At 62.9% G+C, this 21,237-nt stretch carries 21 protein-coding genes; 9 read left to right on the forward strand and 12 right to left on the reverse strand.

What is annotated here, in order from left to right; all coding sequences use genetic code 11:
• From K3725_RS09940 to K3725_RS09970, 7 genes are all read left to right on the forward strand, one after another.
• Window positions 1-684, forward strand: coding sequence for an adenylate kinase (locus tag K3725_RS09940; RefSeq protein ID WP_260015162.1), 684 nt, complete (start codon window positions 1-3; stop codon window positions 682-684).
• A 188-nt stretch (window positions 685-872) separates the two neighbouring features.
• Complete coding sequence (locus K3725_RS09945; RefSeq protein ID WP_260015163.1) at window positions 873-1,157, forward strand: DUF4212 domain-containing protein; 285 nt, start codon at window positions 873-875, stop codon at window positions 1,155-1,157.
• Between the two features lies 1 nt (window position 1,158).
• Entirely contained in the window at window positions 1,159-2,943 is a 1,785-nt protein-coding gene (locus tag K3725_RS09950) for a sodium:solute symporter family protein (protein WP_260015164.1), read from the forward strand.
• Between the two features lie 205 nt (window positions 2,944-3,148).
• On the forward strand, window positions 3,149-4,972 hold the full coding sequence (locus K3725_RS09955) for a DUF294 nucleotidyltransferase-like domain-containing protein (protein ID WP_260015165.1): 1,824 nt from the start codon (window positions 3,149-3,151) through the stop codon (window positions 4,970-4,972).
• 86 nt (window positions 4,973-5,058) lie between these two features.
• Entirely contained in the window at window positions 5,059-5,577 is a 519-nt protein-coding gene (locus tag K3725_RS09960; protein WP_260015166.1) for a hypothetical protein, read from the forward strand.
• A 2-nt stretch (window positions 5,578-5,579) separates the two neighbouring features.
• The gene (locus K3725_RS09965; RefSeq protein WP_260015167.1) at window positions 5,580-6,989 is read left to right on the forward strand and encodes a 3'-5' exonuclease; all 1,410 of its coding nucleotides are present in this window, start codon (window positions 5,580-5,582) and stop codon (window positions 6,987-6,989) included.
• A gap of 60 nt (window positions 6,990-7,049) precedes the next feature.
• On the forward strand, window positions 7,050-7,550 hold the full coding sequence (locus K3725_RS09970) for a flavin reductase family protein (protein ID WP_260015168.1): 501 nt from the start codon (window positions 7,050-7,052) through the stop codon (window positions 7,548-7,550).
• On the opposite strand, the gene K3725_RS09975 is transcribed toward K3725_RS09970, so the two are convergent.
• From K3725_RS09975 to K3725_RS10005, 7 genes are all read right to left on the reverse strand, one after another.
• A complete protein-coding gene (locus tag K3725_RS09975; protein WP_260018595.1) occupies window positions 7,510-8,358 on the reverse strand; it encodes an ATP-binding protein in 849 nt (282 codons plus the stop codon). The genes K3725_RS09970 and K3725_RS09975 overlap by 41 nt on opposite strands.
• Before the next feature lie 323 nt (window positions 8,359-8,681).
• Window positions 8,682-9,668, reverse strand: coding sequence for an ABC transporter substrate-binding protein (locus K3725_RS09980; protein ID WP_260015169.1), 987 nt, complete (start codon window positions 9,666-9,668; stop codon window positions 8,682-8,684).
• Between the two features lie 149 nt (window positions 9,669-9,817).
• A complete protein-coding gene (locus K3725_RS09985) occupies window positions 9,818-10,663 on the reverse strand; it encodes an ABC transporter permease (RefSeq protein WP_260015170.1) in 846 nt (281 codons plus the stop codon).
• On the reverse strand, window positions 10,660-11,577 hold the full coding sequence (locus K3725_RS09990; protein ID WP_260015171.1) for an ABC transporter permease: 918 nt from the start codon (window positions 11,575-11,577) through the stop codon (window positions 10,660-10,662). The genes K3725_RS09985 and K3725_RS09990 overlap by 4 nt, the downstream gene beginning before the upstream one ends.
• Window positions 11,578-11,676: 99 nt before the next feature.
• Complete coding sequence (locus tag K3725_RS09995; protein WP_260015172.1) at window positions 11,677-12,516, reverse strand: ABC transporter ATP-binding protein; 840 nt, start codon at window positions 12,514-12,516, stop codon at window positions 11,677-11,679.
• Window positions 12,517-12,576: 60 nt separating this feature from the next.
• On the reverse strand, window positions 12,577-14,031 hold the full coding sequence (hydA, locus tag K3725_RS10000) for a dihydropyrimidinase (RefSeq protein ID WP_260015173.1): 1,455 nt from the start codon (window positions 14,029-14,031) through the stop codon (window positions 12,577-12,579).
• A gap of 190 nt (window positions 14,032-14,221) precedes the next feature.
• Complete coding sequence (locus K3725_RS10005; protein WP_260015174.1) at window positions 14,222-15,472, reverse strand: Zn-dependent hydrolase; 1,251 nt, start codon at window positions 15,470-15,472, stop codon at window positions 14,222-14,224.
• 268 nt (window positions 15,473-15,740) lie between these two features.
• Here K3725_RS10005 and K3725_RS10010 point away from each other — a divergent pair, with 268 nt between their 5' ends.
• Complete coding sequence (locus K3725_RS10010; protein ID WP_260015175.1) at window positions 15,741-16,355, forward strand: TetR family transcriptional regulator C-terminal domain-containing protein; 615 nt, start codon at window positions 15,741-15,743, stop codon at window positions 16,353-16,355.
• A gap of 190 nt (window positions 16,356-16,545) precedes the next feature.
• On the opposite strand, the gene preA is transcribed toward K3725_RS10010, so the two are convergent.
• The 4 genes from preA to K3725_RS10030 all read right to left on the reverse strand — a co-directional run bounded on the left by preA (window position 16,546) and on the right by K3725_RS10030 (window position 20,347).
• Entirely contained in the window at window positions 16,546-17,850 is a 1,305-nt protein-coding gene (gene preA, locus K3725_RS10015; RefSeq protein WP_260015177.1) for an NAD-dependent dihydropyrimidine dehydrogenase subunit PreA, read from the reverse strand.
• Between the two features lie 55 nt (window positions 17,851-17,905).
• Window positions 17,906-19,240 (reverse strand): NAD(P)-dependent oxidoreductase, encoded by a 1,335-nt coding sequence (locus K3725_RS10020; RefSeq protein ID WP_260015179.1) that lies wholly within the window; start codon window positions 19,238-19,240, stop codon window positions 17,906-17,908.
• Window positions 19,241-19,530: 290 nt separating this feature from the next.
• The gene (locus K3725_RS10025) at window positions 19,531-19,929 is read right to left on the reverse strand and encodes a RidA family protein (protein WP_260015180.1); all 399 of its coding nucleotides are present in this window, start codon (window positions 19,927-19,929) and stop codon (window positions 19,531-19,533) included.
• Window positions 19,930-20,083: 154 nt separating this feature from the next.
• Window positions 20,084-20,347 (reverse strand): DUF2312 domain-containing protein, encoded by a 264-nt coding sequence (locus K3725_RS10030; RefSeq protein ID WP_008553759.1) that lies wholly within the window; start codon window positions 20,345-20,347, stop codon window positions 20,084-20,086.
• Between the two features lie 207 nt (window positions 20,348-20,554).
• Between K3725_RS10030 and K3725_RS10035 the strand changes: the two genes are divergently transcribed.
• Complete coding sequence (locus tag K3725_RS10035; protein WP_260015181.1) at window positions 20,555-20,773, forward strand: hypothetical protein; 219 nt, start codon at window positions 20,555-20,557, stop codon at window positions 20,771-20,773.
• 29 nt (window positions 20,774-20,802) lie between these two features.
• On the opposite strand, the gene K3725_RS10040 is transcribed toward K3725_RS10035, so the two are convergent.
• Window positions 20,803-21,018, reverse strand: a complete 216-nt coding sequence (locus K3725_RS10040; protein ID WP_065266423.1) for a hypothetical protein — start codon at window positions 21,016-21,018, stop codon at window positions 20,803-20,805.
• Between the last annotated feature and the right edge of the window lie 219 nt (window positions 21,019-21,237).

Consider the following 21,237-nt stretch of genomic DNA (forward strand, 5'->3'; position numbering starts at 1 on the left):
ATGAATATGGCAGTAATGACCCGCCCCGCCGTTCTGATCCTGCTGGGGCCTCCGGGCGCCGGCAAGGGCACCCAGGCGCGGATGCTGGAAGAAAAATTCGGCTATGTGCAGCTTTCGACCGGCGACCTGCTGCGCGAAGCGGTTGCCGCGGGCACACCTGCGGGCCTCGCCGCCAAGGCAGTGATGGAAGCAGGCCAGCTGGTCAGCGACGAGATCGTGATCAACATCCTGCGCGACCGCCTGGCAGAGCCGGATTGCACCAAGGGCGTGATCCTCGACGGTTTCCCGCGCACCACCGTGCAGGCTGAGGCGCTGGACAGTCTGCTGGCGGAGACAAACCAGAAGATCAACGCCGCGATCAGCCTCGAGGTGGACGACGCGGCCATGGTCGACCGCATCTCCGGCCGTTACACCTGCGGCGGCTGCGGCGAAGGTTACCACGACAGCTTCAAGCAGCCTGCCGTCGCTGGAAAATGCGACAAATGCGGCGGTACCGAGATGAAACGCCGCGCCGATGACAATGCGGAAACCGTTGCCAGCCGGCTGGAGGCCTATCACGCGCAGACCGCGCCGCTGATTGCGTACTACGGCGGCAAGGACGTTCTGAAGACCACAGATGCCATGGGCGGTATCGACGACATCGCCCGGGACATGGCGGCCATCGTGACCGAGGCCACCAGCTAACAACCAAGAAACGGGGCCTGCCCTGACCCGGCAGGACCCCGTCCCCGGACATTGGAATACCCATCGGCACCGCCTTGGCGGTCCGGAGGAGTCATGCCTGCACGCCCGTAGATCCGGCGGCAGGCAAACAGAGGAGGTCTGCCCGGCGCACCCGCCCGGCAGGCATGGAGGAAGAAGGAGGAGCCGCCATGGCGGATCAAACCACAAACGCCGCAAAGGCCGCCGAAGCCGACAAGGGCTATTGGGCGGCCAACGTGCGCATCATCATCGTCAGCCTGATCATATGGGCTGTTGTTTCATTCGGCTTCGGCATTCTGCTGCGCCCGATGCTGGCAGGCATCAAGGTCGGCGGCAGCGATCTGGGCTTCTGGTTCGCCCAGCAAGGCTCGATCCTGGTATTCCTGGGGCTGATCTTTTTCTACGCGTTCCGGATGAACAAGCTGGACCGCGAATTCGGCGTGGAGGAAGAATAAGATGGACCAGTTTACCATCAACCTGCTGTTTGTGGGCGCTTCTTTCGCGCTTTACATCGGCATCGCGATCTGGGCCCGCGCGGGTTCCACATCTGAATTCTATGCCGCGGGCCGGGGTGTTCACCCCGTCACCAACGGCATGGCCACCGCAGCCGACTGGATGTCGGCGGCCTCCTTCATCTCGATGGCGGGTCTCATTGCCTTCACCGGCTATGACAACTCCACCTTCCTGATGGGCTGGACCGGCGGCTACGTGCTGCTGGCGCTGCTGCTGGCCCCCTACCTGCGCAAGTTCGGCAAGTTCACCGTCTCCGAGTTCATCGGCGACCGGTTCTACTCCCCGACCGCGCGCGTGGTGGCGGTGATCTGCCTGATCGTGGCCTCGACCACCTACGTGATCGGCCAGATGACCGGCGTCGGCGTGGCCTTTGGCCGCTTCCTGGAAGTTTCCAACACCACCGGCCTGCTGATCGGCGCCTGTGTGGTCTTCGCCTACGCCGTGTTCGGCGGCATGAAAGGCGTGACCTACACCCAGGTGGCGCAGTATTGCGTGCTGATCATGGCCTACACTATCCCGGCCATCTTCATCTCGCTGCAGCTGACCGGCAACCCGATCCCGGCCCTGGGCCTGTTCGGCGACCACGCCGCTTCGGGTGAGCCGCTGCTGGCCAAGCTGGACGCCATCGTGACCGAACTGGGATTCAACGAGTACACCGCGCATCACGCCGACACCTTCAACATGGTGCTGTTTACGCTCTCGCTGATGATCGGCACCGCGGGCTTGCCGCACGTGATCATGCGCTTCTTCACCGTGCCGAAAGTGGCGGATGCCCGCTGGTCGGCCGGCTGGGCGCTGGTGTTCATTGCGCTGCTCTATCTGACCGCTCCGGCAGTCGGCGCCATGGCCCGCCTGAACATCACCGAAATGATGTGGCCGAACGGCGGCATTGAAGGCGGCGCCGTCACCGTGCAGCAGATCGAAGAAGATCCCAAGTACGACTGGATGGCGACCTGGCAGCAAACCGGCCTCCTTGGCTGGGAAGACAAGAACGGCGACGGTGCGATCCAGTACTACAACGACAAGAACGCCGATCTGCAGGCCACCGCCGAAGCCAACGGCTGGGCCGGAAATGAACTGACCAACTTCAACCGCGATATCCTGGTTCTGGCCAATCCTGAGATTGCCAACCTGCCGGGCTGGGTGATCGGTCTGGTGGCCGCAGGCGGCCTGGCGGCTGCTCTGTCCACCGCGGCGGGCTTGCTGCTTGCGATCTCCTCGGCTGTGTCGCACGACCTGATCAAGGGCTCGATCAACCCGAACATCTCGGAAAAAGGCGAGCTGCTGTCGGCCCGTATCGCCATGGCCGTGGCCATCGCGGTGGCAACATACCTGGGTCTGAACCCGCCGGGCTTTGCCGCGCAGACCGTGGCGCTGGCCTTTGGCCTGGCCGCTGCCTCGATCTTCCCTGCGCTGATGATGGGCATCTTCACCAAGGTGAACAACAAAGGCGCCGTGGCCGGCATGCTGGCAGGCCTGATCGTAACCCTGGTCTACATCTTCCTGCACAAGGGCTGGCTGTTCATTCCGGACACCAACTCCTTCACCGATGCGGACCCGCTGCTGGGCACCATCAAATCCACCTCCTTCGGTGCGATCGGGGCGATGGTGAACTTCGCAGTTGCCTTCATCGTCTCCAAGTCGAGCGAGGCCATCCCGGCCGAGATCGAAGAGCTGGTGGAAAGCGTCCGCATCCCGCGCGGCGCAGGTGCCGCACAGGACCACTGACCTCCCCTGGGCGGGCTGCCTCCCAGCGGCCCGCCTCTTTCCTCATGGTCCCGTCTGGTGTTTCACTGACGGGGCCATTTTTTCCTTAAGACGCCCGGGATAGCGGTCATTAGAAAACACTAAGAATTGCCCCCGCCCTGGGGGGCGGGTCGGGGGCAATCCGGGCCTGCGGCCCGGGAAAGACAGTTCAAGAGGACACAAGCGAATGCCCCTTTCCGAAACCGCCCTGCTCCGCTTCCTGTCCTCGGTTCACCCCTACGACAGCCTGGAACCCGCGCTGCTGCAGGACCTCGCCCCAAAGTTCCGCCAGATCGACGCCACCGCCGGCAATCCCGTCTATGCGCTGAACGAGGCGCTGGATGGTCTCTACCTTGTCCACACCGGCGAGGTGGAAGTGACTGACGAAAACGGCATCCCCGTTTCCATCCTCGGCCCCCGCAATTCCTTCGGCGAGCGCGGCCTGACCCGCGGCGGCAAAGCGGTAACCTCTGCCCGGACTACCACGGACTCGATCCTGCTGCTGCTGCCCAAGGCAGACTTCCACGCCCTGATGGCAAGCCAGCCCAAAGTGGCCAAATTCTTCGACCGCCGCCGCCCCGGCAGCCGCGAGGGCAGCAGCCTCGCCACCACTCGGGTAGAGACCATCATGGCCCGCGATCCCGTCACCTGCTCCAGCGGCCTCACCTGCCAGGGCGCGGCACAGCTGATGCGCGACCGCCGTATTTCGTCGGTCTGCGTTACCGATGGGCACCGCTTGCAAGGCATCCTCACCACCCGCGACCTGACCGCCAAAATCCTGGCTGCGGGCAAACCCATCTCCACCCCGGTTAGCACGGTGATGACCCCGGATCCGCTGACCCTGGCGCCCTCCGCCATCGGCTCCGACGTGCTGCACATGATGATGGAGCACGGCATCGGCCACATTCCGGTGGTCGAGGGCGGGAAGCTGGTGGGCATCGTCACCCAGACCGACCTTACCCGGTTCCAGGCTGTCAGCTCGGGCGAAATGGTCTCCAGCATCGCCCGCGCAGGATCCGCTGACGAGATGGCAAAAGTCACTGCCGAAATTCCCCGCCTGCTGGTGCAGCTGGTGGCGGGCGGCAACCGGCATGAGGTGGTGACGCGGCTGATTACCGATATCGCCGACACCGCAACCCGCCGCCTGCTGGCCCTGGCCGAGGAGCAGCTGGGCGCGCCGCCCGTCCCCTACCTGTGGCTGGCCTGCGGCTCGCAAGGAAGGCGGGAGCAGACCGGCGTCTCCGATCAGGACAACTGCCTGATCCTCTCCGACGGCCTGGCGCCCGAAGACGACGCCTATTTCGAACAGCTTGCGGCGTTTGTCTGCGACGGCCTCAACGCCTGCGGCTATGTCTATTGCCCCGGTGACATGATGGCCTCCAATCCGCGCTGGCGTCAGCCGCTGCATGTCTGGCGCGACTATTTCCGGGGCTGGATCGCCAAGCCGAACCCGGAGGCGCAGATGCTGGCCTCGGTGATGTTCGACCTGCGCCCCATCGGCGGTGACACCGCGCTGTTTGCGAACCTGCAGCAGGAAACCCTGAAGGCCGCCAGCGCCAACTCGATCTTCACCGCCCATATGACCGCCAACTCGCTGAAACACACGCCGCCCCTGGGCCTGCTGCGCGGGCTGGCCACGATCCGCTCAGGCGAGCACCGCAATACGCTGGACATGAAACACAACGGCGTCGTGCCGGTGGTGGACCTGGGCCGCATCTACGCGCTGCAGGGGCAGCTGGCTGAGGTCAACACCCGCGCCCGCCTGGAAGCGGCAGAGGCCGCAGGCGTGCTCAGCCCCTCCGGCGCGCGCGACCTCATGGACGCCTATGACCTGATCGCCCAGACCCGGCTGGAGCATCAGGCGGCGCAGATCCGAAGCGCCCAGGCACCGGACAACTATCTGGCGCCCTCGGATCTTTCAGATTTTGAACGAAGTCATCTGCGCGACGCCTTTGTTGTTGTAAAGACGATGCAATCGGCAGCCGGGCACGGCAAAGGCATGTTAAGCTGACACCTGCGTTTTGCCGTTGGCGCCGGAGCCTGCGGCGCTAGTACATGAGCAAAGAAGAATAGGCCTTGGGCCTTCGGGGAGATCGGATGTTTCTAGAACTTATTGCGGTGATTTTTGCGGGTATTGCCGCGGCCGGCGTGGTGATGCTGCTGAACCGAACACTCAAGGGCCGCCTGCCGCGCTGGATGGCGCCCGTGGCAGCAGGGCTGGCAATGATCGGCGTGACCATCGCCTCGGAATATGGCTGGTACAGCCGCACCAAGGCCGCCCTGCCTGAAGGCGTGACCGTGGCGGAAACCGTCGAGAACCGCAGCCTTTACCGCCCTTGGACACAGGTGGTGCCCTACGTGGACCGTTTCGCTGCAGTGGATACCGCCACGATGAAAAGCCACAGCGCGCACCCGCAGATGTTTCTGGCGGACCTCTACTTCTTCGGCCGCTGGGCGCCGGTCAGCAAACAGGCTGCAGTTCTGGACTGCGGCAAGTGGCGCCGCGCGCTGGCCGGAGGCACAGCCGCCTTTTCCGGAGACGGGCTGCTCAAGGGGCTGGACTGGGTCGCGGCAGAGGCCGATGATGCCATTCTTACCACCGCCTGCGGAGGATAGCCATGCATACACGCCTGTCACTGCGGCTGCGGATCTTCCTGTTTTTCTGCCTGCTGGCGTTTGGCGGCATCACCGTCACCGGCGGCGCGCTCTGGGCCGGCTACAGCCGCGCCGGCCAGCCGGGGCTGTCGGATGCCTTCATCTTTTCCGGCCTCCTCAGCACCTTCGCCTTCCTTGGCCTCTGCGCCGGGGTCTGGCTGCTGTTCGACGAGAACGTCGCCAAACCGATCGAGCGGCTGGCGGCTGGCATGCGCGCCCGTGCCCACGCGGGTGTGAGCAAGGACCTGAACACCCATGGCGCCCGTTATCTGGGCGACCTTGCCGCCGCTGCCGAGGGCCTGGCCGGCCAGCTGGGCGCCTCCGCCCTGAACGCCGCAGAAGCCATTGCCCGCGAAACCGAGCATTTGGAAGCCGAGAAGACCCGGCTGGCGGCGTTGCTGACCGACATCCCCATTGCCACCGTGATGGCCAGCCCGGCGCATCAGATCGTGCTTTATGACGGCCAGGCCGCGGCAGTGCTGGCGCAAGAGGCACCGCCGCGCCTGAACGCACCGCTGTCCGACTATCTGGACCTGACCGGGCTGGAGGCCGCTTACGGCCGCCTGGTGCGCAGCGGCATGGAGGTTCAGGCCGATGTAAAAAGCGCCAGCGGAAGCCAGGTGTTCGACCTGCGCCTGAAGCCTCTGGGCGGCGCTCCGGGCTATATCATCCTGTTCGAGGGCGCCCATGCGGGCCTCGCACCTGAGGACCCGCGGCCGCTGACCTATGATTTCGCGCTGCTCGACACAGAGCACGCGGACCTGGACACCCGCAGGCTCAGCTCCCTCAGCTATGTGGTGTTCGATACCGAGACCACCGGCCTGCTGCCGCACAAGGACGAGATCGTTCAGATCGGCGCCCTGCGCGTGGTGCGCAGCCGGATTATCGAAGGCGAAACCTTTGAGACCCTGGTGAACCCCGGCCGCCCTATCCCCGCGGCCTCCTCCAAGGTGCATGGCATCACCGATACCATGGTGCGCGGACGCCCCGGCATTGCCAGCGCGGCCCGCCAGTTCTACCGCTTTGCCTCTGACGCGGTGATCGTGGCCCACAACGCCCCCTTCGACATGGCCTTTTTGCACCGCCACGCCAAACGCACCGGCGTGACCTGGGACCAGCCGGTTCTGGATACTGTGCTGCTGAGCGCGGTTCTGTTCGGCGCGTCGCAGGAACACACGCTGGATGCCTTGTGCGACCGGCTGGATGTCACCATACCGCCGGCCCTGCGCCATACCGCCATGGGCGACGCCCGCGCCACCGCAGAGGTCTTTTGCAAGATGCTGCCGATGCTGGAGGCGCGCGGGCTCAATACCTTTGGTGCGGTGCTTGAGGAAACCCGCAGGCACGGCCGCCTCATTGAGGACATGAACTAGGTAGACAATCGCGGCCATGCGTGGCAGGTCACTGCCCGGAACGAACAAAAGGCGCGCGAGATGGCCGACACCAGCTTTATTCCCGGGCCGGACACCGCCCGGGCTTACCGCGATGCGCTCGGCTGCTTTGGCACCGGGGTGACAGTTGTCACCACACAGACCCCGCGCGGGCCGCTGGCCATCACCGTCAACAGCTTCACCTCAGTCTCACTGGAGCCGCCTCTGATGCTGTGGTGCCCGGCCAAGGCCTCGCTGCGCCACGATGCCTTTGTCGCAGCAGAAAACTTTGCGATCCATGTGATGGCAGAGGATCAGCTGCCGCTGGCCAAGCACTTTGCCGCCTTTGGCGAGGATTTCTCCGCGGCGGACTGGCAGCCCAGCGAGCTGGGCGCACCCGCGCTGGACGGGGTGATCGCCCGTTTCGATTGCCGCCGCCATGCCGCCCATCCGGCCGGCGACCACACCATTGTCATCGGCGAAGTGGCCCGTGTCACCACCCGCCCCGGCAAGGGGCTGATCTTCAAACGCGGCCAGTATGGCGGGTTTCTGGAACAGGGGTGAGTGATACTTCGGCAAATGGCAAACCTGTCTCCGCAGGCGGGGGCTCCATTGCGGCAGGGTCCTCCGCCGCGGCTCCGCCTGCGTCAGTGGGCTCCATCTGCCCGCCCTCTCCGGCAAGCAGATGCGGCAGCACGGCATAGGCGGTCAGGTCCATGCCCGGCATCATGCTCAGCGCCCGCTGCGGGCAGATCGAGACGCACAAACCGCATTGCGTGCACAGCGATTCCACGAAGCTCAGCGCGCCGCCGCTCTCCGTCAGGCTCAGCGCATCTGACGGGCAAACCCAGACACAGCTGTTGCAGCTGTTGCACAGGTCCTCATCCAGGCTGACAGAGCCGTAAGGCGCCTGATCCGGCAGCTCTGCGTGGCCGGTGCTGGCAGGCAGCAGCGCAGCGGCACTGGCCCGCGCCGTATCCCGGCGGCTGCCCACCGCCAGCACTTCCGGGGCAACCGACGGAAACGGCAGCAGCCGCGCCGCCAGCCGCCGGTCCAGCCCCGCGGCACCGTTGAACAGCAGGATCCGGCCCAAACCGCCCAGAGCGCGCACCAGATCCACCTCCAGCCGCTGCGGATCCTTCCCTTGCGGCGCCGAACAGGCCTGCAGGTAAATCACATCAAAACCCGAGGCCAGCCCATGCAGCAGATCGGCATGGGTGATCTTTTCCAGCTTGCAGACAGAAACCGGCACAATATCGCTGTGCACGGTGCCAGCCTCGTCCAGTCCCGGAGGTTCCAGCTCATACAGCACAAGGATCTGCGCCCGGCCTGTCGCCAGTTTCCGCCCATGCGCCTCCTGGCACAGTGACATCAGGGGCAAGGCTGTGCTCCGGCAGCCCACATCCAGCAGGGCAAACCGCCCCTTGACGGTATACTTGGACCGGCATTCGGCGGCATCGGACCGGGAACAAAGACACAGGTGCTGCTGCGCCTTGCCAGCAGGCCTCCCCCGTTCAGAGATACGTCCGCACATCTCTCCCATGAGGTCACGCTAACACAAATTTGAACAACTCTAGGGTGTATTTTTGCCAAGCGGCAATTTTGTTGCAAATTTAACCAATTCAGGCGCAACGAATGCAAAACCCCGCCGGAGCGGATCCGGCGGGGCCCGTAGTGCTTGTCTGCTGCCGCGGCTTACTTCAGTGCAGCGTCAGTGATCGCATGGGTCCAGGCCCCTTCGGGTGCCTTGGTGATCACCGGATCCGAACCGCCGCCCATCAGGGTCGACACGGTCCGCTCATAGTCGGCCGGGTCCAGCGCGCCGTTGCTGCCCGCGGTCAGCTTGGCAATCTCGCCCATCATACGCTTTTGGTGGGTCTCTGTCTGGGCACCGGAGGCGTCATTGTCCAGCACGATCTCTGCTGCCTCGTCCGGGTTTTCCTCGGCGTATTTCCAGCCCTTCATCGAGGCCCGCACAAAACGCTCCATCTTGCCGGCAAAGGCTTCATCGCTCAGGTTCTCCTCAAGCACATACAGGCCATCTTCCAGCGTCGCCACGCCCTGGTCCTCATACTTGAAGGTGATCAGTTCATCCGGCGAAACGCCCGCATCGATGACCTGCCAGTATTCATTATAGGTCATGGTCGAGATGCAGTCCGCCTGGCGCTGCAGCAGCGGATCGACGTTAAAGCCCTGCTTCAGCACTTCCACACCGCTCTCGCCTTTGCCTTCGGTGGAAATGCCCAGCTGGCTCATCCAGCTCATGAAGGGGAATTCATTCCCAAAGAACCAGACACCCAGAGTGCGGTTGGCCAGATCAGCAGGCGCGGCAATGCCGGTGTCCTTCCAGCAGGTCAGCATCATGCCGGAGGACTTGAACGGCTGCGCGATATTGACCAGCGGCAGGCCCTTTTCCCGCGCGGCCAGTGCCGCAGGCATCCATTCCACCGTCACATCCGCGCCGCCGCCGGCAATCACCTGGGTCGGTGCAATGTCGGGGCCGCCTGGCAGGATGGTGACACTCAGGTCCTCTTCTTCATAGAACCCCTTGTCCAGCGCCACGTAATAACCTGCGAACTGCGCCTGGGTCACCCACTTCAGCTGCAGCGTGACGTCATCCGCCGCCTGCGCCGCCCCCGCGGCCCCCATCATCAGCGCTGCCGCCGTCATCAGATGTTTCATGTCTCGTTCTCCCTGTTGATTATGATGTGAAGCTTGCCCGGGTTTGACCATTCGTTCAAAGTTTTTTCTTTATGAGGCCAGCCTTTGCCGGCACCCCGCGCAAGATTTCCGCAAAAAACCGCCCCGCAGGCGGCGGGACGGTTCAACTTTCAGCCCCGCTGTGACGGGTGCCAGAAGGTAAAGCTCTTCTCGATCAGCGCCACCAGTCCATAGAAGGCCGACCCGGCCAGCGCCGCCACCACAATCTCTGCCCAGACCATGTCCAGTGCCAGCTGGCCGACGCTGGTGGAAATGCGGAACCCCATGCCGACGGTGGGCGAGCCGAAGAACTCCGCAACAATCGCTCCGATCAGCGCCAGGGTGGTGGAAATTTTCAGCCCGTTAAACACAAACGGCAGCGCCGCTGGCAGACGCAGCTTGAAAAACGCTTGCCAGTAGGTCGCCGCATAGGTTTGCATCAGATCGCGCTGCATGGCCGAGGTCTCGCGCAGCCCCGCCACGGTGTTCACCAGCATCGGAAAGAACACCATGACCACGACCACCGCGGCCTTGGAATGCCAGTCAAACCCGAACCACATCACCAGGATCGGCGCGGTGCCGACAATCGGCAGCGCCGCCACAAAGTTGCCGACCGGCAAGAGGCCCCGGCGCAGGAAATCGCTGCGGTCCACCAGGATCGCGGTCAGAAACGCCGCGCCGCAGCCGATCACATAGCCGCCAAGCGCGCCTTTCAGGATGGTTTGGGCAAAGTCCTCCCACAGGATCGGCAGGCTGGAGGCAAAGCGCGCCGCAATGACTGTCGGCGCCGGTAGGATTACCAGCGACACCTCCAGCCCCCTGACCAGCAGCTCCCAGACCACCAGCACGGTGATGCCGAAGATCGCAGGCACCAGCAGCTGCACCGCCCGGGTTTTAGAGGCCGGGCTGTTCGCCAGCCGGCTGTTCAGCCACCACCCCAGACACCAGACGAGGATTGCAAGGATCACCAGTATCATGCCCGCACCCCCATCCGGTTCAAGACAACCTTCTCGATCAGCCCCAGCAGCGCCACCAGCGCCGCCGCCAGGATCGCTGCGGCAAACAGCGCCGACCAGATCTGAACGGTCTGGCCATAGTAGCTGCCCGCCAAGAGCCGCGCGCCAAGGCCCGCAACCGCACCGGTTGGCAGCTCACCGACGATGGCCCCCACCAGCGAAGCGGCGATGCCGATCTTCAGCGACGCAAACAGATAGGGCATCGAGGACGGCAGCCGCAGCTTCCAGAACCCTTGGTTCGTGTTGGCGTTATAGGTTTTCAGCAAGTCCAGCTGCATCGCATCCGGCGCCCGAAGGCCCTTCACCATGCCGACAACCACCGGGAAGAAGCTGAGGTAGGCCGAGATCACCGCCTTGGGGATGATCCCCTGCACCCCGATGGAATAGAGCACCACAATGATCATCGGCGCCAGCGCGATGATCGGGATGGTCTGGCTGACAATCGCCCAGGGCATCACGGACATATCCATGACGCGGCTGTGAACAATTCCCACCGCAAGCAGAATGCCCAGCCCGGTGCCGATGGCAAACCCCAGCAGCGTTGCACTCAGCGTTACCTGCGCATGATAGATCAGGCTGCGCTTTGAGGTGATTTTCTTCTCCACCGTGGTCTCCCACAGCTCCACCGCCACCTGATGCGGCGCGGGCAGACGGGGGCGTTCCTGCACCCAGGTGTCGCCGATGGCAAATGTGTTCTTCACCACCAGCCCGATCTCACCCCTGTCCCGGCGTTCCTTTGCGGTGGCGGGGGTGACTTCCACCCCTGCCCGCTCCGCCTGATCCAGCACGCCCTTGATGTTCATCGGCACGCAGGCCGCGTACCAGAAGGCGATGATGGCGGCGAGCACGGTGAGGACGGCAACGAGGCTTTTCATGACCGCGCCCTCCCCATTTGGCTGCCGCCCGGTGCACAGGCGGTGCACAGGGGGTGCACAGATGCCACCCCCCAATTCCGGCGGGTCCGGCTGACGAACTCAGTCATCGCCATGCCCCGCCCGCAGGCCCTCGCGCACCCGGTGGGCGATCTCGATGAACTCCGGGCTGTCGCGGATATCCAGCGGCCGTTCCTTGGGCAAGGTGCTGTCAATCACATCATGGATCCGCCCCGGCCGCGGCGACATCACCACGATCTTGGTGGACAGGTACACCGCCTCAGGGATCGAGTGGGTGACAAAGCCGATGGTCTTGTTGGTCCGCGCCCACAGCTTCAACAGCTGCTCGTTCAAATGGTCGCGCACGATCTCATCCAGCGCCCCGAAAGGCTCGTCCATCAATAGAATGTCGGCATCAAACGCCAGCGCCCGCGCGATGCTGGCCCGCTGCTGCATGCCGCCGGACAGCTGCCAGGGAAACTTGCCGCCAAAGCTTGACAATTCAACAAGTTCAAGGACTTGCTGAACACGTTTCTCCTGTTCTGCCTTGGAATATCCCATGATCTCCAGCGGCAGCTTGATGTTCTTGGCAATAGTGCGCCAGGGGTAAAGCCCCGCTGCCTGAAACACATAGCCATAGGCCCGGTTCCGCCGTGCCTCATCCGGGGTCATGCCGTTCACGGACAGGCTGCCGCCGGTTGGTGTTTCCAGCGCCGCGATACAGCGCAGAAAGGTGGTCTTGCCGCAGCCCGACGGGCCGATGAAGGAGACAAAGTCGCCCTTGTTGATCTCCAGGCTCACATCCTTCAACGCGTGCACCGGGCCATCATTTGTCTGGAATGTCAGGTCCAGGTTCCGGGCCTCGATCACGCAGTTCGCAGGAGCTGGAGCGGAAGCGGCGGCCTCGGGATGAATTGCCTGGGTGGTCGTTTCCATATTCATATCTTCGCCTTGATTTCACACAGGAAAACGGGCCGCCGGTACCGGCAGCCCGTTCCTGAATTACACGCCTGTCGCCGGGATGCCGGTGCGCTCAACCGGGCGCGGCGCGGTCAGCTCTTTCCAGGTCGACAGCGCCTTGTTCACCGTGGTGTTGGCCTCCCGCGAGACGAACTTGCCGTGGCCCTCCTGGCAGCGAATCTCTCCGTCATGCACCGCCACATGGCCGCGAGTCAGGGTAAAGCGCGGCAGGCCCTTCACTTCATGCCCTTCGAACACATTGTAGTCGATCGAGGACTGCTGAGTACCTGCCGAGATGGTCTTGCGCTTCTCGGGGTCCCAGACCACCAGATCGGCATCAGCGCCAACCAGAACCGCACCCTTTTTCGGGTAGCAATTCAGTATCTTGGCGATATTTGTCGAAGTGACTGCCACAAATTCATTCGGCGTGATCCGACCTGTTTCCACACCATGGGTCCACAGCATCGGCATCCGGTCCTCAAGACCGCCGGTGCCGTTCGGGATCTTGGTGAAATCACCAACCCCATAACGCTTCTGCTCAGTGGTAAAGGCGCAATGGTCCGTCGCCACCACCGACAGCGAACCCGATTGCAGCCCGGCCCAAAGGCTGTCCTGATGCTGCTTGTTGCGGAACGGCGGCGACATCACCCGGCGGGCGGCGTGGTCCCAGTCCTTGTTGAAATACTCGCTCTCATCGAGCGTCAGATGCTGGATCAGCGGTTCGCCCCAGACGCGCTTGCCCTGCATGCGGGCACGGCGGATGGCCTCGTGGCTGTCCTCGCAGGAGGTGTGCACCACATACAGCGGCACACCGGCCATATCGGCAATCATGATGGCGCGGTTGGTGGCCTCACCCTCCACCTGCGGCGGACGGGAATAGGCGTGCGCTTCGGGGCCGGTGTTGCCTTCTGCCAGCAGCTTGGCCGACAGTTCCGCCACCACATCGCCGTTTTCGGCATGCACCATGGCGATGCCGCCCAGTTCCGCCAGCCGCTGGAAAGAGGCATAAAGCTCATCATCATTCACCATCAAGGCGCCCTTATAGGCCATGAAATGCTTGAAGGTGTTGATGCCGCGTTCCTGAATCACGGTCTTGATGTCGTCAAAGACCTGCTCGCCCCACCAGGTGACTGCCATGTGGAAAGAGTAATCGCAGTTGGCGCGGGTCGATTTGTTGTCCCAGCGCTTCAGCGCATCCAGCAGGCTCTCACCCGGGTTTGGCAGCGCAAAATCCACCACCATGGTGGTGCCGCCTGCCAGGCCGGCGCGGGTGCCGCTCTCGAAATCGTCCGAACTGTAAGTGCCCATGAAAGGCATCTCCAGGTGGGTGTGCGGATCAATCCCGCCCGGCATCACGTAGCAGCCGGTGGCGTCCAACTCCTCATCGCCTGTCAGGTTCGGACCGATCTGTGTGATGACTCCGTTTTCGATCAGCACATCGGCCTTGTAGGTCAGATCGGCGGTCACGATGGTACCGTTCCGGATGACTTTACTCATGGTTGCAACTCCCTGAATTGGGGCGTATTTTCACGCCTCCGCTTGTCTCTTCCGCTGTCTGGCGCAGCGCATTTCAACTTTCCCGAAATACTCCGGGGGAGCGGCCCCACTGGGCCGCGGGGGCAGCGCTCCTAGAGATCCGCCCGTTCGCGGGCGAAACGCTCCACAGGAGCGTTTCCGGGAAGCCTCCTCACTCAACAATCTCCGCTGTCTCGACCACCGCATGAAACAGCACATTGGCGCCCGCCTCGGCCCATTCCTTGCTGATTTCCTCGGCCTCATTGTGGCTGAGGCCATCGACACAGGGGCACATCACCATGGCGGTGGGTGCTACCCTGTTGATCCAGCAGGCGTCATGGCCTGCGCCGGAAATGATATCGAGATGCGAATACCCCAGCCTCTCTGCCGCGCCGCGCACCGCGCTAACACAGCCCTCGTCAAAGGCCACCGGGTCAAAGCCGCCGACTTTTTCAAACTCGATACCGACGCCCATCGCCTCAGCGATTTCGCTGGCCTTCGCGCGCAAGCGGTTCTCCATGTCGGTGATCACGTCCAGTTCCGGACTGCGGAAATCGACGGTGAAGACCACCTTGCCCGGGATCACGTTACGCGAGTTCGGGTAGACGTCGATATGGCCGGCCGCCCCGACCGCGTGCGGCGCGTGGCTCCAGGCGATCTCGTCCACGGTCTCCAGAATACGCGCCATGGCGAGGCCGGCATTGCGCCGCATCGGCATCGGGGTGGAGCCGGTATGGGCATCCTTGCCGATGATCGTCACCTGCGTCCAGCTAAGGCCCTGTCCATGGGTCACCACGCCGATGTCCTTGCCCTCGGCCTCCAGGATCGGCCCCTGTTCGATGTGCAGCTCAAAGAAAGCGTGCATCTTGCGCGCACCGGTTTCTTCCTCGCCGCGCCAGCCGATGCGCTTCAGCTCATCGCCGAATTTCTTTCCCTCCGCGTCTTCACGCTCATAGGCCCAGTCCTGGGTGTGAACGCCTGCAAACACGCCTGACGACAGCATTGCCGGCGCATAGCGGGTGCCTTCCTCATTGGTGAAGTTGGTGGCCACAATCGGGTGCTTGGTCTTGATGTTCATATCGTTGAGCGAGCGGATCAGCTCCAGCCCCGCCAGCACGCCCAGTACACCGTCATATTTACCGCCGGTGGGCTGCGTATCCAGATGCGAGCCGACATAGACCGGCAGCGCGTCCGGGTCGGTGCCAGCCCGGACCGCAAACATGTTGCCCATCTGATCGAGCCCCATAGTGCAGCCTGCGTCCTCGCACCATTTCTTGAACAGCGCGCGGCCTTCGGCGTCCTCGTCGGTCAGGGTCTGGCGGTTGTTGCCGCCCGCCACGCCAGGGCCAATCCTGGCCATCTCCATCAGGCTGTCCCACAGCCTGTCACCATCGATTTTCAGATTCTGTCCAAGCGACGTCATCAAGAGCTTCCTTCCCTGTGCGCCCGTCTGTGCAGGCTCTTCCGGCTTGGCGCCGTGTTAGGTGGCTTATGCGTGCTAGTCTCATCAAAGCTCTGCCTGTTGCATGCCAAGCCTTGATTTGACCAACTGGTCAAACTCACGCTATCACGGGTTCACCACCAGTCAAGAAATTGCCGCGTGGCTCTTGAAAAAATCGGTGCTTTTGCCGGAAATAGGTGAAATTCCGCGCTTCCGCTGGCGGCTGCGGCAAAAACAGACAAGGACGGCCATGCCCGCAGACCGCGCGCCCACCCGCATTCAGAAAAAGAATCGCGCCGCCATACTGGAGGCCGCGCTCGATGTTTTCTCCAGCCACGGCTTCCGCGGCTCCACCGTGGACCAGATCGCAAAGGCGGCCGGTCTCAGCAAGCCGAACCTGCTCTATTATTTTCCCTCCAAGGAAGCGATCTTCAATGAGCTGATGGCGGGGCTGCTGGACACTTGGCTGGATCCGCTCAGGGCACTGGACCCGGAAGGAGAGCCACTGGAGGAAATCCTCGCCTATGTGCAGCGCAAGCTGCAGATGAGCCGCGATTTTCCGCGGGAAAGCCGGCTGTATGCCAATGAAATCGTCCAGGGCGCACCGCGTCTGCATGACGTCATCGCGGCGGATTTGAATGTGCTGGTCGAGGAAAAGGCGCAATTGCTGCAGGCGTGGATGGATGCCGGCCGGATCAACCGCGCGCACCCCAAGCATCTTTTGTTTTCGATCTGGTCGCTGACCCAGCACTATGCAGATTTTGACGCACAGGTCCGGACGCTGATGGGAAACGAAGACCCCTTTGACGCCGCGCCTCAGTACTTGGAAACCCTGTACCGGCGGATGCTTACCCCCAAAAGCTGAACCAACTCTGCCCCCCCCGAGACACTCCCGTGCCCGCAAGGCCCATCAGCAAGGCTGATGCCCCCTGAACGGCCTTGGGCCGGGCACCGCGCCTTGCGCGGTGCCCGGCCCAACGGGAGATGGCCTCCTCCTGCAAAGGAGGCCGGCGACGGGCGGGAGAGGCCCGAAGCCAGCCATCCCGGCCGGCGGTTTATTCCGCCGCTGTTGCTGACGGGTTGTTCGGGTGGGTGGTCCAGTTGGCATAGTCGCCGGACACCACCTCACCGGTGCGCTCGTCGATCTGGCCAGCGGGGACCTCGACCATGGTGATGCAGTTTTCGACCGGGCAGACGTTCACACAGAGATTGCAGGCGACGCATTCGTCGTCTTTCACCGTGAACACGCGGTCCTCGCTCATCGCGATCGCCTGATGCGAAGTGTCCTCGCACGCCGCATAGCAGCGGCCGCATTTGATGCAGTCGTCCTGGCTGATCTTGGCCTTGGTCACATAGTTCAGGTCCAGATACTGCCAGTCAGTCACATTCGGCACTGCCATGCCGATGAAGTCCTGGGTAGAAGTATAGCCTTTCTCGTCCATCCAGTTGGAAAGACCGGAGATCATTTCCTTCACCACGTTGAAACCATAGGTCATCGCTGCCGTGCAGACCTGCACGTTGCCTGCGCCCATTGCCATGAATTCTGCCGCGTCGCGCCAGGTAGTCACGCCGCCGATGGCGGAAATCGGCAAGCCGCGGGTCTGCGGATCGCGGGCAATTTCCGCGACCATGTTGAGCGCAATCGGCTTCACCGCCGGGCCGCAATAACCGCCGTGGGTGCCCTTGCCGCCGATGGTCGGCTCCGGCGCCATGCTGTCGAGGTCCACCGAAGTGATGGAGTTGATGGTGTTGATCAGGCTGACCGCATCCGCATTGCCGGCATTTGCGGCGCGCGCCGGGTGGCGGATGTCGGTGATGTTCGGGGTCAGCTTCACGATCACCGGCTTGGAATAGTATTTCTTGCACCACTCGGTGACCATCTGGATATATTCCGGCACCTGCCCCACAGCGGAGCCCATGCCGCGCTCTGCCATGCCATGCGGGCAGCCGAAGTTCAGCTCGATCCCGTCGGCACCGGTCGCCTCCACCTGTGGCAGGATGTCTTTCCAGGCCTGCTCCTCACAAGGAACCATGATCGAGACGATCACGGCACGGTCCGGGTAGTCCTTCTTGACCCGGGTGATTTCCTCAAGGTTGGTCTGCAGCGGGCGGTCGGTGATGAGCTCGATGTTGTTCAAACCCAGAAGGCGGCGGTCAGCGCCCCAGATTGCGCCGTAACGCGGGCCGTTCACGTTTACCACCGGCGGGCCTTCGGAGCCCAGAGTCTTCCAGACCACGCCCCCCCAGCCTGCCTCAAAGGCGCGGCGGACGTTGTATTCCTTGTCGGTCGGCGGCGCGGAGGCCAGCCAGAACGGGTTGGGGGATTTGATCCCCAGAAATTCTGTTGTCAGATCAGCCATTTGATCTCTCCTCTTAAGGCTAGCTTAGGCGCAGTGGACCTGCCCCCGAACTGGCTCAGCCCATCAGGCTGGAGTGAATGTCCATTGCAGCATCGCGGCCTTCGGCCACGGCGGTCACGGTGAGGTCCTCGCCGCCAGAGGCGCAGTCGCCGCCGGCCCAGACACCAGCCATTGAGGTGCGGCCCGTGTCATTGACCTTGATCTTGCGCCCCTCAAGCTCCAGTGCAGCCGGCTCGCCCTCCAGTGTCTGGCCGATGGCCTTGAACACCTGATCCGCGGCCAAACGCACGGTTTCGCCAGTGCCGGACACCTTGCCGTCCGCGACCTGAGTATACTCGAGTTCGATCTCCGACGCTGCGCCATTGCCAAGCACGGCCTTGGGCATGACGTTGAACATTAGCTTGACGCCCTTGGAGGCTGCCAGATCCTGTTCAAAGCGGCTAGCGCCCATGTCCTCGCGGCCACGGCGGTAGGCGATGGTGACGTTTTCGGCGCCCAGCAGCTTGGACTGCACCGCGGCGTCCACCGCGGTCATGCCGCCGCCGATCACCACCACATTGCGGCCAACCGGCAGTGCGGTCAGATCCTCGGCCTGGCGCAGCTCAGCAATGAACTCCACAGCATCGCGCACGCCGTCCTTGTCTTCGCCCGGCGCACGCAGCGCGTTGACGCCGGCAAGCCCGATGGACAGGAACACCGCGTCATAGCCGGAGGTCAAACCGTCCAGAGACAGCTCCGCGCCGAGTTTCTTGCCGTAATCCATTGTAATGCCGCCGATTTGCAGCAGCCAATCGACCTCTCGCGCGGCAAAGTCATTGGTGGATTTATAGGCGGCGATGCCAAATTCATTGAGGCCGCCCGCCTTGGACTTGGCATCGTATACCACCACGTCGTGGCCCAGCATCGCCAGACGGTGCGCAGCAGCCAGGCCCGCAGGACCAGCGCCAACCACGGCGATCTTCTTGCCGGTGGTAGCCGCGCGGGTGAAGGGATGCGCGCCCTTCTCCATCAGCGTGTCGGTGGCATAGCGCTGCAGGCGGCCGATCTCGACGGGCTTGCCTTCGGCGGTTTCACGCACGCAGGCCTCCTCGCACAGGGTTTCGGTCGGACAGACCCGGGCGCACATGCCGCCGAGGATGTTCTGCTCCAGAATGGTCCTGGCCGCGCTTTCGGGGTGGCCCGCCTGGATCTCCCGGATGAACTGGGGAATGTCGATGCTGGTCGGACAAGCTGTCATGCAGGGCGCGTCATAGCAGAAATAGCAGCGGTCCGCCGCCACGGCTGCTTCATGCGCGTCATAGGCTGGATGCAGGTCCGAGAAATTCTCGGCAATGCCGGCAGCGTCAAGCCGCGCTGCCTGAATGCCGGATGCCTGATGGCTGGTCGCCATTGGGTGTCTCCCTGATTTTCTGTTGTTCTTGATATCAGAGTGCCACAGTCTGATTTTTTATCAACTGGTAAAATTTTGCTGCAGGCAAAAAAAATGCCGTCCCCGGAGGAACGGCCTGCAACAGTTTGAAAAATCGAATTTTTAACAGGAGGGATTTCGGCCAGAATGCGCCTGAAGCCATTCCAGAACATGCCAAAACTGCGTCTTTCACCCCGAAATGACGCCACTTCCCCGTCCCTGAGGCGGCCCTTCAGCTCCCTGAAAGTACGCGCCCGCCTCCCCGCGAAGCCTCAGGATTGCAGCACAGCGGTGGCTTCGATTTCCACCTTGGCCTCATCCTCGACCAAGGCGGACACCACCACCATGGTCATGGCCGGGAAGTGATAGCCCATCACATTTCGGTAGGCTTTCCCGACCTCCGCCTGGCGTGCCAGGTACTCTGCCTTGTCCGTCACATACCAGGTGAGCCTGGTGATATCTTCAGCTGTGCCGCCCGCCGTTTCGACGACGTCCAGGATGTTGCGCAGGGCCTGGCTCATCTGCCCGATGAAATCCTGAGCCTCAAACACCTGATCTGCGGTCCAGCCGATCTGGCCGCCGACAAACAGCTGCCGGCCTTCCGCCACCATGCCGTTGGCATAGCCTTTTGCGGGCTTCCACCCTTCGGGATGCACGCTGATGGCCGGCATGGCGGGACTCCTTTGCTGATCACTGCCTGGGCCGACCATAGCGCCGCCGCACCATTTATTTCAAGCTTAAAATTTCTTGCAACAACCCCGGAAAAACAAAAGCCGTGCAGGCCAAGGGCCTGCACGGCTTCGTTTGCCGGAACGGCAGCGCGGCTTACATTCCAAGCGCTTCCTTGTACATTTCCAGTACCGCCTCTTCTTCGGCGATATCGTTTTCGTCACGCTTGCGCAGGGCAATGATCTTACGCATCACCTTGGTGTCATAGCCGCGGCCCTTGGCCTCGGCCATCACCTCTTTCTGCTGCTCGGCGATGGTTTTCTTCTCTTCATCGAGCCGCTCGAACCGCTCGATAAACTGGCGCAGCTCGCCAGCGGTCACGCGGTAGTTTTCGCTCTTTTCGTCTTCTGTGATATCCATCTGCGGCTCCGTCGGCAAAGACTGTCAGTTGCTGTCGGAGCAAGGGGATAGCGCCCAGCCCGCCGCGCTGCAAGCCGGGAAAGCGGCAGAGGTGCACTGAGCGGCGGAAACCGGCAACGGTTCCGGTCAAACAAAGCCGAACCGCTTGCACGCGCACATCGCATCGGCTAGGCGCATCGCAGCACGACCCCCCTCAGGAGCACGCTTATGTTTGATATGATCGTCTGGACAGGAGCCGCCGTATCCGTTGCCGGCCTGCTGGGGCTGATCTGGTGCATCCTCAAGGTCGCGCGCGCAAGGCGCCAGAAACTGGACGATGAGGCGCTGCGCGCCGTGGTGCAATCAGTGCTGCCCTACAATCTGGGCGCCCTGCTTCTGTCGGTGCTTGGGCTGATGCTGGTGATGGTGGGCATCTTCCTGGGCTGACGCCCGGACGCCCCTGCCCCTTCGCCCGGTCAGACCGGCACGTTGTCAAACATATCCTCAACCGCCTCCTCGCACAGGGTCGCCTCCAGGCGGCGCAGGCGGCCTGGAACCTCTGCGCCGGTCTTGCGCATGTAATCCAGCAGACGGATGAATTCCGGCCGCATGGCCAGCCGGGCAGCGCCGCTTTCCTTGCGGATCCGGGTTTCCAGGCTCTCGACGGTGCTGAGCAGATCTTCACGTGTCATAGCAGTCCTCCCTGTGTCATGATGAGGTTATCCCGGTATTTCACAACAGGCATATGAATACCCGTGCCATTTGAGCGTGCTGCCGCTTATTTGCGCAGATTTACCGGTCCTCTGGCGGTTTTTACGGCCTCCCGGCAGCGCAGCCAGCCTACCGCAGTGCAGCATCCCGGCGCCTTGACTTGAATCAGATGCAAGCGATGATTCAGCAGCCTTTCAATC

This window comes from Leisingera sp. S132, from assembly GCF_025144465.1.
Taxonomy (GTDB): Bacteria; Pseudomonadota; Alphaproteobacteria; order Rhodobacterales; family Rhodobacteraceae; genus Leisingera.